Raw genomic sequence first — 13,409 nt, forward strand, 5'->3', positions numbered from 1 at the left:
ATGGGCTGAAAGCATCAAGCTTGTGATTCGAAATTCAAAAATAAAAAAGCCTGGCAAATCATTGCCAGGCTTTTTTAGTAACGTTTGTCTCGTCCTGAAATGTGTTTACACATTGAGGACTAATTATGGCTACTTATCGCTTAATTGCTTCATGTTCAGCAGTCACAGCGATCTCTTCTTCTAAAGCTTCTTCTTCAGTGTGATGTTGGCTATCTTCAGCACCGTGCATCCAGTCAACCAGCTTGTCAGCCATGAAGTAAAGGATGATACCTGATAGCGCAGCTGTGACCGCGATACCTGCGAAGATAGACATAGCGTTAGCTAGCTGCTCTTCTTTCGCGCCGCCATGGCCGATGAAAGAACCGATGATGCCACCAATCTTGTTAGCTGCGGCAACAAACAGGAACCAAGCACCCATCATAAGTGATGCAATGCGAAGTGGAGCCAGCTTGGTCACCATAGACAGACCGATAGGAGACAGACATAGCTCACCCATGGTGTGGAAGAAATAAGCACCAACCAACCACCACATGCTTGATTTAGCATTGGCGTCGCCACCCATTTCAAGTACTGCACCGATCATGAATAGGAAGCCAATGCCCAGTAATACCAGACCTAAGGCGAACTTAACCGGAGAGTTTGGCTCTCTAGCGCCTAAACGTACCCAAATAGAGGCCACGACTGGGGCGAAGATCACGATGAACATGGCGTTCAAAGATTGGAACCAAGTGGTTGGCACTTCCCAGCCGCCTATCATACGGTCGGTGAAGTCGTTGGTGAATAGGTTCATCAGGCCGCCGGCCTGCTCAAAGCCTGCCCAGAAGATGATGGTGAAAAGACCCATTATCATGATCACCTTGATGCGATCACGCTCAACTTTAGTTAGTGGCTCTTTACGGATTTCACCTTTTTCTGCCGCTCTTTGCTTTTCAAGCTGGGCTGCCGGCGTACGACCGATATCGCCAAGTAGCTTTTGGGCAAACATGAACTGAATAATTAGCGAGATAACCATACCGATACCGGCACAGATGAAACCTGCTTGGAAGTTACCATCGAAGTAGGCTACGACTGAACCCACTATGATACCCGACAGGAAAGCACCTACGTTGATACCCATGTAGAAGATGGTGAATGCACCGTCACGGCGATGATCGCCTTCTTCATACAGGTCACCTACCATGGTAGAGATGTTTGGCTTGAATAGGCCGTTACCTAAGATAAGCACACCTAAACCTACATAAAAGACTTCGGTTTCCATGCCCTGCACCCAAGCATGGGGTGTACCTAGGATAAATTGACCAGCGGCCATAAGCGCACCACCAATTATGATGGCTTTACGTTGACCGAGGAAAGCATCGGCTAGCCAGCCACCGATGAGAGGGGTTAAATAAACAAGACCTGTGAATGTTCCGTAGAGGTTAAGGGCGTCGGCCTGGGTCCAACCTAGACCATGGCCCCCTTGGGATTGTACTGCGTCGACGAGATAAAGTACCAAAATGGCTCGCATCGCATAGTAACTGAAACGTTCCCATAACTCTGTTGTAAATAACAGGAACAGTCCCTTAGGATGCCCGAGCATCGTACCTTGGGGTTTTGCTGCGCTCATGTAAGTCTTCCACCTTCAGCTTGTGATTGCCTACATAACAAAAACTATGTAGAAAAATGGTTGTTGCTAATATTCATCGCTTTATGGATAGAACAGCCAGTTTTTACTTAACCATATGATAATGTTGATTAATATGGTTGGCGGCGTTCTACATGTGTTGCGAGAATTTATTATTTTTTAATATTTAGCGTATTAAATTTTATCAAACCCACCTTATATACCCTTTTAATCGCCTAAAAGTCAATTTAGCTGGCCTAAGTGACTAACAAATCGCCACTGGAATTACCACTCGTTGAAAGCCAGGCTGCCTGAATCTATATCAGTCTCTAGTGAAAATTTGCATCTTGAACTGATTACAAAATGGGTACACCAAAAAGAGTGTATTTGCTCTTTTCTTTGCACTAGAGTATTTGCTATGATTTCGGCCGTGAATTGGATGTCACCTGAATTATCTCGTTATCTTTGCATTACGCGTTAATCTGATGCGTCTTGCAAAACACTCTCAGAGTGTAAAGTAAGACCACTGTGGATCCTGCCACAGCGGAAACTAACCTGTTAGCTAACGATAAAACTAGGTCCTTAAGGAAATTATGAAGTCTTGGTATCTTGTATATTGCAAACCTCGCGGTGAAACCCGCGCGCAGCAAAATCTTGCAATGCAACAGATAGAGACTTACTTACCTACGCTTCCCCAACAGATCACCAAGGCCGGCAAAACCAGCGTTAAGCGTTTGCCCCTATTTCCCTGTTACCTGTTTATCTATTTTGATCCACTTGAGGTTAGCGTGAGCAAAATCCACTCTACTCGTGGTGTTTCGCGCATCATTGGCTGCCGAGAAGAGATGACAGCGATCGACGATGCCATCATTCATTCGATTAAGATGCGTGAGGCTAAGATGCTTAACGCCTTACAACTGCCCAGTGATGATCTGCTTGATGAAAATGCTGAACCTAAGTTAGCAGTTGGTGACAAGGTGAAGTTTGTCGAAGGACCGTTTGTAGATCTGGAAGGGATTTTCGAGGAGCAGAACGGCGATAAGCGTTGTCATATTTTGTTTGAAATCATGGGGCAACAAAAAAGGGTGTCAGTACCCAGAGCCAGTATTAAGGGGATTTGATCTAATTTAGGCAAATGAAGCTTCATTTAGCAGTAAGAAGTAGGTTGTTGACGCTAATGTTTGTAAGAGATCTGCCATAAGACTATGCAAAATGCATTTTTATTTGTGGGATTTGTTGACATCTTGCTCTGAAAAGTAACGCAAGAGTAGGACTGAGTGGCAATGTTGTACAGCTTTTGTATTGATACATTTCTCGCAATCACTTTTTAGCGTCGACTGGTGCATATATAAGCAGTATTTGTCTCATCGTTCTATTACAATGAGTCGCTTTGCTACAAGGTAGTACAAAATACTTTGATTAGTATGTCAGCTTTCTGGGCATCTTAATCAAAGTGTTTTAGACAAGACGAAGTTTAAATTTGATGTTTCGCGAGAGCGAAGGGCATGTTGGGAGCCGCAACCTATGGGCGGTAGCGTGCCCGCAGGGCATCGAATGAAAAGTTTCATTCGTTAAGCGATAGCCGAAGGCCTCTGGCCGCCACGCGGGTCGGTAGCGTGCCTGAAAGGCAAAGGACAGAACAGTTTCTGTCCTTTAGTGGAAGCCGAAAATGATTGTCGGGAACAATCATGAACAGCTTAAGCTGGCTCGAAGAGCGAAGTACAGGATGTACTAGTCAGGTCGCCACCACGCGAGCGTCCCTTAAAGCAACTGCTTGGAAGTATGGGGCTGGCACATTGACTGATCGCCAGCGTTGCCTTGAATTCTTGAATTGAGCCCTGAGTCTTAAAACTTATCGCTTCATACGTACAGATTAAAAATTTAAAACTCGAATCAATATTTAAACCTTGCCTTTATCAACGGAGATTATCGGTGTTACAACGAACCAAAAAAATCATAATAACGGCGGTTGCAGCCCTATTTTTGATGGGGACGCAGGCGCAGGCGATCACTCCTTCGCCGCAAATGATAGAGCAGTTTAAAAATCTGCCTGCTTCTGAGCAGCAACGATTAGCACGTCAGTACGGCATAGATCCCTCTATTCTAGGAGGCGCTAATGCTTCGCAGCAGAAGCTTGATAACCCCCAGGTAGTGCAGCCTCGAGCGACCAATGATGTGGTTGACCACTCTGCTGAGGCTGAGAGTGCATTTAACTTTTCACAAGATAAACAGAAAAGTGAGTTAAAGCGCTTCGGTTATGAGCTTTTTCAAGGTGAACCAACCACCTTTGCGCCAGTTTCCGATGTCCCCGTGCCTAGTGAGTACCTAGTGGGTCCTGGTGACGGCATTAAGGTGCAGCTTTTTGGTAAAGAGAATAAAGAGTATGACCTAGTCATTAATCGTGAAGGGGTTATTCAATTTCCCGAGCTGGGGCCTATTTCTGTTGCCGGTTTAAGCTTTGCTGAGCTAAGAGAGACACTCAGTTATCGCATTTCGCAGCAGATGATTGGTATCGAGTCAAATATCACTATGGGTGAGCTGCGTTCTATTCGTATATTTATTGCCGGTGATGCTTATAAGCCTGGTTCTTATACTGTTTCTAGCTTGTCTACTATTACTCAAGCATTATTTGTTGCCGGTGGCGTAAATGAAATTGGTTCACTACGTAACATTCAGGTCAAGCGCAACGGTCAGTTAGTCGGCAGCATGGATCTTTATGATCTCTTGATGCGCGGTGACGCGTCGGGTGATATTCGTCTGCGTTCTGGCGATGTGGTGTTTGTTCCTCCAGTAGGTGGATTAGTTAGCATTACGGGTGAAGTGCGCCGCCCAGCCATTTATGAGTTAAAACGCAATGAAACGATTGCCGATATTGTTGCTATGGCAGCTGGCGTAAAACCCGGTGCCTATCCAAAGAGCAGCAGCATTGAGCGCTACAATAGCAATGGTCTTCGTAGCATCGTTAATGTTGATCTGACTTCCTCAAAAGGAAAATCAACTAAGGCGCAGGCTGGCGATTTCATTCGCGTTAAAAACGCCTCGGGTCAGTTTGAAGAAGCTATTACCGTTGTTGGCGCGGTAGTTCGTCCTGGAAAGTACCAATGGTTTGACGGCCAAAAAATCAGTGATCTTTTGCCGTCTCTTTGGGGTGATCTATCAATATCGGCCGATCTTAACTACGCCATTGTCGTGCGAGAGGTCAATCGCTACGGCAAGGTCAAGGTATTACAGTTTTCGCCAAGTCGCGCTATTGCTGAGAAAGACGTCACTCAAGACTTGCGATTAGCGCCTCGTGATAAGGTGATGCTATTTAACTATAGCGATGACACCCAAAACCGTTATGAGTTAAATAAGTTAGTAAAGCAGAGAGTTAAAAAGGTCACCTCTCTCACGGGTGACAGCCTGGTGGGTAACGATCTGTTTAAAGCGGGATTTTCTCAGTTAGACAAGATGCAGTTATCAAAGCGTAGCCAACTTGGTGGCGTGGTGATTGCTAAAGAAGCACCCGATGATAAAGAGCAATTAATCAAAGGTGAAGTTAGTAAGATGTTGGCCAACTTGTTCGACGACAAGGAGCTTATTAAGCTCAGTGGCGTTATGAACCGCAGTGAACTGTTGTATCCGGTTGTTGCTCAGTTGGCCTCACAAGGCAACTCAGATAACGGCACGCAAGTTGTTGCGATAAGCGGCAAGGTGCGTCATCCAGGTGTGTATCCGCTTACGCAAGGCGCCAAGGTTAAGGATTTAGTTGCCGCAGCCGGCGGACTGGTAGAAGGTGCCTATACTGCGCGAGCAGAGTTAACCTCGACTGTATTGGGTAATGAGGAGTCGACTGTTAGTCATTCGAGTATCAATTTGGATGAAGCTTTAGCTGAAAGTGCTGAAGCCAATGTGCTTCTTAGTCCGAGAGATATCCTCACAGTGATGACAACGCCTGACTGGCAGGAAAGCAAAGCGGTAGAAATCCGTGGTGAAGTGAAATTCCCTGGTGTTTATAGTATTCGCCGAGGTGAGACGCTAGCCGATGTTATCGACCGTGCGGGTGGCTTTACTCAGTACGCCTATCTGCCTTCCTCAGTCTTTGTGCGTGAATCAGTGCGTCAGCAAGAGCAGTTAGAAATTAAAAAGTTAGCCGATCAACTTAGACGTGATATTGCAACCCGCGGAGTATCGAAAGATGGATCTGTGGTGAACTATAGCGATGCTAAGATGATGCTAGATGATCTAGAAAACATCAAAGCAGTAGGGCGTTTAGTTGTTGATTTATCCGCCATATCAATTGGTATTGAACAGGCAGATCTTCAACTTGAAGATCAAGATATTCTTTATGTGCCGTCAGTTAAGCAGACGATTGCCGTAATGGGCGAAGTGCAACACGCTGCTACCCACAGGTTTAAGGAAGGTCTAACGTTAGATCAATACCTTGAAATGTCAGGTGGCGCCAGAGAACGTGCCGATGAAGATAGAACTTATATTGTTAAGGCTAATGGGTCAGTGCAGATCCCTAATCGCTCTGTGTGGTTTAGCAATAAGACTGAGCTTAATCCTGGTGACACGATTATTGTGCCATTAGATACAGAGTATAAAGATAACCTAACACTCTGGACGCAAGTGACAGGTATTATTTATAACAGCGCCGTTGCGTTAGCGACTATTGCCAATTTATAGCCCTTATATATGAGCACTTTGATGAGCATCTCATTAAAGTGCTTAGTTTCTTTTTAGGATAATGAGACTCCGAGACACAAAATCTATGTCCACCGAGATAAAAAACTACGGCGATGCCCAATTTTCCGATATGCGCGCCCAAGTACAACAAGCAGATGATGAAATCGACCTTCGAGAGTTGTTTTCCGTTATCTGGCAAGGCAAATGGCTAATAATTGCGATAACCGCCATATTTGCCATTGGCTCAGTTATTTTTGCCATTAAACAGCCTAATATCTACAAGTCTGAAGCGCTTTTAGCACCAGCCAGTGAGGAGCAAGGCGGCGGCTTAAGTGCTTTAGCTTCTCAGTTTGGCGGCTTAGCGAGTATGGCTGGTATTAACTTAGGTAGCGGTGGTGGTGTTGATAAAACTCAGATGGCCATTGAGGTCATGAAATCACGCCAATTTGCGAGTGATTTTATTAAAAAGCACAATCTTTTACCTGATTTGATGGCCGTAGAAAAATGGAACATGGGCGATAACAGCATTGTATATAACGCTGAGCTTTATGATGCAGCATCAAAAAAATGGGTGAGAGAAGTTAAAGCACCTTTTAAGCCTGAACCATCGATGCAGGAAGCCTACAAAGAGTTTAGTAAGATGGTTAGCGTTAATTCTGCAAAGGATACTGGCATGGTAACCATATCTGTTGAGCATTTGTCGCCAGCTATAGCTCAGCAGTGGGTTAATTGGCTAGTTGAAGATATCAACAAAGTCATGAAAGAGCGTGATGTCGCAGAGGCTATCCGAAGCAGTGACTTTTTAAACAAGCAAATTGCACAAACTAACGTAGCTGATATCCGAACAATTTTGTACAAGCTGATTGAAGAGCAAGCTAAAACCATCATGTTCGCTGAAGTTCGTGACGAATACGTTTTTAAAACAATAGATCCTGCATTGGCGCCTGAAGAAAAGGCTAAACCAAAACGTGCACTCATTTGCGTACTCGGTACCATGTTAGGCGGTATGTTAGCTGTAATGCTGGTTCTTATAAGATATTTTGTAAGAAAAGAAAGTTAGAGCGAAAATTTTAAGGGCCTATTGGGACCGTTTGCGAAAAAACGGTAAAACCTAGGTTCTACAAGGGATAACGAATTTTCGATTGTCTCAAATTGGACGAACAGTGGCTCAGCTAGGTTCAAAAGGCTGAGATGAAAATGTGAAATACAACGATTTGAATATAGTTAAATCGTCAGAAAAAGGCCAGATGTAATGACAAAAAAGAAAGTGCTTACCGTTTTTGGCACCCGTCCAGAAGCAATTAAAATGGCCCCTCTAGTTCATGCTTTAGCATCCGATGACCGTTTTGAAGCAAAGTGTTGCGTAACAGCTCAACACAGGGAAATGCTCGATCAAGTACTTGAATTGTTCGAAATAACACCTGATTACGATCTTGATTTGATGAAAGCGGGGCAGACACTTAATGATGTCACCGCCGGTATTATTCAAAAATTAAAACCAGTCCTTCAAGACTTTAAGCCTGATGTCGTGCTTGTGCATGGTGATACCGCAACCACTTTTGCTGCGAGTCTTGCCGCTTACTATGAACAAATTGCTGTAGGGCACGTAGAGGCTGGCCTTCGTACTGGCAATATTTACTCTCCTTGGCCAGAAGAAGCAAACCGCCGCTTGACGGGAGTGCTGACTAAGTATCATTTCGCCCCGACAGAAACATCTAAGCAGAATCTTCTCAAAGAAAACTTTGAACCAAGCAATATCATAGTAACAGGTAATACTGTTATTGATGCGTTATTGATGGTGAAAGACAAAATTGACTCAGACATAGATCTTAACAATACGATAGCCGAACAGTTTCCTTTCTTAGATGAAAACAAAAAGCTGATCTTGGTCACTGGCCATCGCAGGGAAAGTTTTGGTGGTGGATTTGAGCGTATTTGTGAAGCGTTGGCAACTGTAGCTAAAATGCATCCTGACGTACAAATTCTATATCCAATGCATTTGAATCCCAATGTAAGAGAACCAGTAAATCGTATTTTGGGTGATATCGACAATATTTTGTTGATTGAACCTCAGCAGTATCTTCCTTTCATTTACCTCATGGACAAGGCGCACATCATTCTTACGGATTCTGGCGGAATTCAGGAAGAAGCGCCTTCATTAGGTAAGCCAGTTTTAGTCATGCGGGATACGACAGAGCGCCCAGAAGCCGTTGAGGCAGGGACAGTTAAGTTGGTTGGTACTGACGTTAACCAAATAGTGACTAACCTAGATGAGCTCCTGAGTGATGCAGATGCATACCAAAAGATGAGTTATGCGCATAATCCCTATGGTGACGGTAAAGCCTGCCAAAGAATTTTAGAAGAATTAGTTAAATAAGAATTTAGGAAAAGAAATGTCATTCGAAACGATTTCAGTCATTGGACTTGGTTATATCGGTTTACCTACTGCTGCAATGTTTGCTTCTCGCAAGAAGAAGGTTATTGGTGTTGATGTTAACCAACATGCAGTAGATACAATCAATCAGGGGAAAATTCATATCGTAGAACCTGATTTAGATATGATTGTGCATTCAGCTGTAACTGAAGGCTATTTGAAGGCCGTAACGACTGCTGAACCAGCGGATGCATTCCTTATTGCAGTGCCTACACCATTTCTACCATGTGAAGAAGGCGAGATTCCTGAGCCCGACTTAAGCTATATTCAATCTGCTTGTAATGGAATTGCGCCTGTATTGAAAAAGGGGGATTTAGTTATTTTGGAATCAACTTCCCCTGTTGGTGCGACAGAGCAAGTTGCTGAGTGGTTGGCTGATGCTCGACCAGATTTATCTTTCCCACAAACAGCAGGTAATGAAGCAGATGTAAACGTGGCTCATTGTCCTGAACGTGTTTTACCTGGTCATGTGGTTCGTGAGCTTGTAGACAATGATCGTGTGATTGGTGGAATGTCTTCTCGTTGCTCTAAGCGTTCAGTTGAGCTTTACAAAACATTTGTTCAAGGTGATTGTGTAATCACGAATGCGCGTACAGCAGAAATGGCAAAGCTTACTGAAAATAGCTGTCGTGATGTACAGATTGCATTTGCTAATGAGTTATCGGTTATTTGCGATAAATTAGATATTGATGTGTGGGAGTTGATTGCTTTAGCTAATCGTCATCCTCGTATCAATATTTTGCAGCCAGGTCCAGGCGTGGGCGGTCATTGTATTGCTGTTGACCCTTGGTTCATAGTGTCTAAGACTCCTGATGAAGCCCAATTAATTCATACAGCGCGTAAAGTGAATGATGCAAAACCTGATTGGGTAATTAATAGAGTAAAATTAGCTGTCGCAGATTTTTTACAAGAAAATCCAACTAAAACAGCATGCGAGATAAGAATTACTTGTTTTGGATTAGCTTTTAAGGCAGATATTGATGATTTAAGAGAAAGTCCAGCTCTAGATATCACAAGAAAAATTGCAAATTCACATCCAAGACCTATAAATTGTGTTGAACCAAATATATCAAAGCTACCTAATATAGAAAATGCAGCGCTTATAGATTTAACTGATGCACTAAAGGAAACTGATATAGCGGTACTATTAGTAGATCATAAAGAGTTTAAAGGCTTGAACCTAACGTTTGAATTTTTGATTGACACAAAAGGATGCTGGAAATGAGTGTAAAATATGACTACATTATCGTAGGTTCAGGATTGTTTGGTGCGGTATGTGCAAATGAGCTTAAGAAATTAAATAAAAAAATTCTAGTATTAGAAAAACGCAATCATATTGCTGGTAATATTTATACGGAAAATAACAACGGCATACAAGTTCATAAATATGGCGCTCATATATTTCATACTAACAACGAAAGAGTCTGGAATTATGTGAATTCGATTGTAGAATTCAATAGGTTTACTAATTCGCCATTAGCGAAATATAAAGGTGAGTTATATAATTTACCTTTTAATATGAATACATTTTATAAGCTTTGGGGGCTAACAACTCCTGATGAAGTGAGAGAGAAACTTGAAGAGCAAAGATCGGAATTAGACGGAAAAGAACCTGAAAACCTAGAAGAGCAAGCAATTAGCTTAGTAGGTCGTGATATATATGAAATACTAATTAAAGGTTATACAGAAAAACAGTGGGGCAGAAAAGCTACAGATTTACCGTCTTTTATTATAAAAAGATTACCAGTTAGAATGACCTATGATAATAATTACTTTCAAGATCGTTTTCAGGGAGTTCCGATAGGTGGGTATACAAAACTTATAGAAAAAATGTTAGATGGTGTTGAGGTTCAATTAAATACGGATTTTTTGTTGAACATTGAAAAGTATAAAGCAATGGCCAATAATATTATCTATACAGGTGCTATAGATGAATACTTCGGATATGAATTAGGTATGTTAGAGTATAGGTCTCTTAGGTTTGAATCAGAAACGCTAAGCTGTTCTAACTTTCAGGGTAACGCTGTAATTAATTATACTGAATCAACTATTCCTTACACTCGAATCATTGAACATAAACATTTCGATACTGTTGATACTAAACATACAGTAATAACAAAAGAGTATCCAGTAGAGTGGAAGTTAGGAGATGAAAGATATTATCCTGTTAACGATGAAAGGAATTCAGCTTTGTTCAAAAAATATAGGGAAAAATCAAAATCTGAGAAAAATGTTATTTTCGGCGGGAGGCTAGCTGAGTATAAGTATTATGATATGCATCAAGTCATTGCGTCAGCATTACATCAAGTTGAAAAATTAAAATAAAATAAAATAATAGGATTGGTTTTGAAAGTAATTAACTACTTCGGTTATCTACGTCCTGGTGGAGGACCGTCAGGATATCTTTATAATTTAAATTCAGCAATAGAAAAAAACGGAAGCAAAAAAGTTATTGTCTTGTGTGATTCGATTGGTGATGTTAGAACTGTAAAAAATGGGGCTGTACAGAAGTATAAACTTTTTGCGTCTGTATTTTTTCTGTTTAAAACAATATTAAGACAATTCAGACCCATGTCTGTTGAGTTGCGAAATAAATTAAAATCTTTTGATTCAGATGATATCTTGGTTTTTCATTCAGTTCCGGATGTTACTAAATATAGAGCGACTAGGAAAATTAACAATAAATACCTTTTGATGATTCATTCACCAAAAGAACCGAATTTAGAAACGTTTGATTTGGTTAAAAATACCTACGGTAACAATATATTTATTAGACTTGCGCAGCGATTAGTTAAGCATGAAGAGTTTAATGCTATTAAAAATGCACATGCTATAAATATTCCAGCCGAAGGTGCAATGGATGCTTATTACAGGGAAGATGAAAGAATGAGGGAATTACTTTTATCTAAAAAAATAAATAAGGTTGTTAGCGGTGTACCTAATGTCGAACCAACCGTACATAAAAAAATAGTACGAAAAGAACTTTCTTTGCCTGAAAATAAACGAATAGTCGGCTATTTTGGGCGGTATAACGAAGATAAAGGTTATGACCGCTACTTAAAATATACCGATGCATTTAGTAAAGATGATGATTTGTTTTTTATTTCAGCTGGCGCAGGAAGTTTGAAACCTGTAACAACAAATAGAAACTATTTAGATTTAGGTTGGCGAACAGATGCTATTAACTTAATAAATGCTTGTGACTTTATTCTTGTTCCTAATAAAATTTCATACTTTGACTTGATTATTCTTGAAGCTTTATCTTTAGGCAAAGAAGTGATTACAACTAATGTCGGTGGTGCAAAAGGACTTGTAAGAGATAGTGTTCAATACGTTAATTTAAGTGGTGATATTGAAAATGAAATTCATGAACTGTCAGTAATTCTTCGTGGCGAAATTAGGTGTAGTGAAGAGATAAAAAGTATTTATAATAAAAATTATAGTATGGATGCTTTTTTACTAGAGTACGAGTCTCTGTCAATTAAACTTTCTAAAGAAATTTTAAATGAAGATTAGCGATGTTGTTTACTTATTTATTCAGTATTTTTGCAAGTTAGGAGTCCCTTTAGCTACAATCCCTATTCTTTCTCGTACTTTATCTGTTGAGCAGTTTTCTATAAACTTAACTTTCCAATCAATTGTTTTATGGTTAAGCATAATTGTAGAGTTTGGATTTATTTACACTGCTACACGCGATATAGCACAAAGCAATAGAGTTGAAAATGTTATAAGTAAAGTGCTCTCTGCTCAAGTACTTTTATTTATATTATCGTCCATTCTAATGCTTTTTTGTGTATTTTTAATGGAGAGTGTTCAAGGATTATGGCTTGAAGCATGTTTCGCATTATTGACTTTGTTCTTTTTTTCAATCACACCAAATTATGTATTCCATGGTTTAAGTGATTTTAAACGTATTACGCAGTTTGATATTGTTGGAGCTATAATATTTCTTATTTTAGTTATAGCAATCTACTATTTTAAACTAGATCGTGCTTATTATGCACTTGGGGCTTTCGCTATCGGGAGAATGTTTACATTCCTGTTAAGTTTTTATTCTATTAGGCGGTATCTGAATTTTAAAGAAATATCTATTGCAAATGGTATTTCGCAAATAAAAAGTGGGTTATCAGCATTTTTATTTAAAGCTGGAGCAAGCCTATATGGTAGTGCTGCTGTTATTATCATGGGAGCAAGTTTACCTGTTAAACAGGTTGCTTTATATCTAGCAGCTGAAAGAATGGTAAGGGCTTATCAAGGGTTATTAGGGCCTTTATCTCAGGTTTTGTATCCGATGGTTGTCAAATCAAAAAACGCGACAGATAAAAGCTTCAGTACTGCGCTAGTTATTCAGTTACTTATAGGGTTTATTGGTGTAGTTACTTTTTATTATTTAATTGATAAGGTTATTTTACTTTTCTATGGTGAAGCATTTTCTCATAGTGCCAAAATTGCCATGTTGTTAATATGGATTGTTCCTATAATAGCTTGTAGCAATATGTATGGCATAAATGGGCTACTTGCTAGAGGATTTGACAGGGTTTTTACCAATATAATTCTATTTTGTGGAATAGTTTCAATTCCAATGTCTATAGTATTTGTGAACTATAAAGGAGCATTTGGAATGGCATTATCTATTGTATTAACGGAACTTGTAATTTTACTGCTCTTAAGAGTCAGCTACTCAAAATGTATCAAATGAAGGGA

General features: G+C 40.6%; 9 protein-coding genes. 8 read left to right on the forward strand and 1 reads right to left on the reverse strand.

Going from position 1 to position 13,409, the window contains the following annotated elements; translation table 11 throughout:
• Window positions 1-133 precede the first annotated feature (133 nt).
• On the reverse strand, window positions 134-1,606 hold the full coding sequence (locus tag L2712_RS04480; protein ID WP_248976996.1) for a peptide MFS transporter: 1,473 nt from the start codon (window positions 1,604-1,606) through the stop codon (window positions 134-136).
• A gap of 590 nt (window positions 1,607-2,196) precedes the next feature.
• Between L2712_RS04480 and rfaH the strand changes: the two genes are divergently transcribed.
• The 8 genes from rfaH (at window position 2,197) to L2712_RS04520 (ending at window position 13,404) form a co-directional block, all read left to right on the forward strand.
• The gene (rfaH, locus tag L2712_RS04485) at window positions 2,197-2,724 is read left to right on the forward strand and encodes a transcription/translation regulatory transformer protein RfaH (protein ID WP_248976997.1); all 528 of its coding nucleotides are present in this window, start codon (window positions 2,197-2,199) and stop codon (window positions 2,722-2,724) included.
• A gap of 811 nt (window positions 2,725-3,535) precedes the next feature.
• Window positions 3,536-6,271 (forward strand): SLBB domain-containing protein, encoded by a 2,736-nt coding sequence (locus L2712_RS04490; RefSeq protein ID WP_248976998.1) that lies wholly within the window; start codon window positions 3,536-3,538, stop codon window positions 6,269-6,271.
• Window positions 6,272-6,356: 85 nt separating this feature from the next.
• The gene (locus L2712_RS04495) at window positions 6,357-7,331 is read left to right on the forward strand and encodes a Wzz/FepE/Etk N-terminal domain-containing protein (RefSeq protein WP_248976999.1); all 975 of its coding nucleotides are present in this window, start codon (window positions 6,357-6,359) and stop codon (window positions 7,329-7,331) included.
• A gap of 192 nt (window positions 7,332-7,523) precedes the next feature.
• A complete protein-coding gene (gene wecB / locus L2712_RS04500; RefSeq protein ID WP_248977000.1) occupies window positions 7,524-8,648 on the forward strand; it encodes a non-hydrolyzing UDP-N-acetylglucosamine 2-epimerase in 1,125 nt (374 codons plus the stop codon).
• Between the two features lie 16 nt (window positions 8,649-8,664).
• A complete protein-coding gene (wecC, locus tag L2712_RS04505; protein WP_248977001.1) occupies window positions 8,665-9,930 on the forward strand; it encodes a UDP-N-acetyl-D-mannosamine dehydrogenase in 1,266 nt (421 codons plus the stop codon).
• Window positions 9,927-11,030 (forward strand): UDP-galactopyranose mutase, encoded by a 1,104-nt coding sequence (glf, locus tag L2712_RS04510; RefSeq protein ID WP_248977002.1) that lies wholly within the window; start codon window positions 9,927-9,929, stop codon window positions 11,028-11,030. The genes wecC and glf overlap by 4 nt, the downstream gene beginning before the upstream one ends.
• Window positions 11,031-11,051: 21 nt before the next feature.
• Window positions 11,052-12,221: a glycosyltransferase gene (locus tag L2712_RS04515; RefSeq protein ID WP_248977003.1), complete on the forward strand. Its 1,170-nt coding sequence runs from the start codon at window positions 11,052-11,054 to the stop codon at window positions 12,219-12,221.
• A complete protein-coding gene (locus L2712_RS04520) occupies window positions 12,211-13,404 on the forward strand; it encodes an oligosaccharide flippase family protein (protein WP_248977004.1) in 1,194 nt (397 codons plus the stop codon). The genes L2712_RS04515 and L2712_RS04520 overlap by 11 nt, the downstream gene beginning before the upstream one ends.
• The last annotated feature ends 5 nt before the right edge of the window (window positions 13,405-13,409 follow it).

The organism is Shewanella marisflavi (genome assembly GCF_023283925.1).
GTDB classification, from domain to species: Bacteria; Pseudomonadota; Gammaproteobacteria; order Enterobacterales; family Shewanellaceae; genus Shewanella; species Shewanella marisflavi.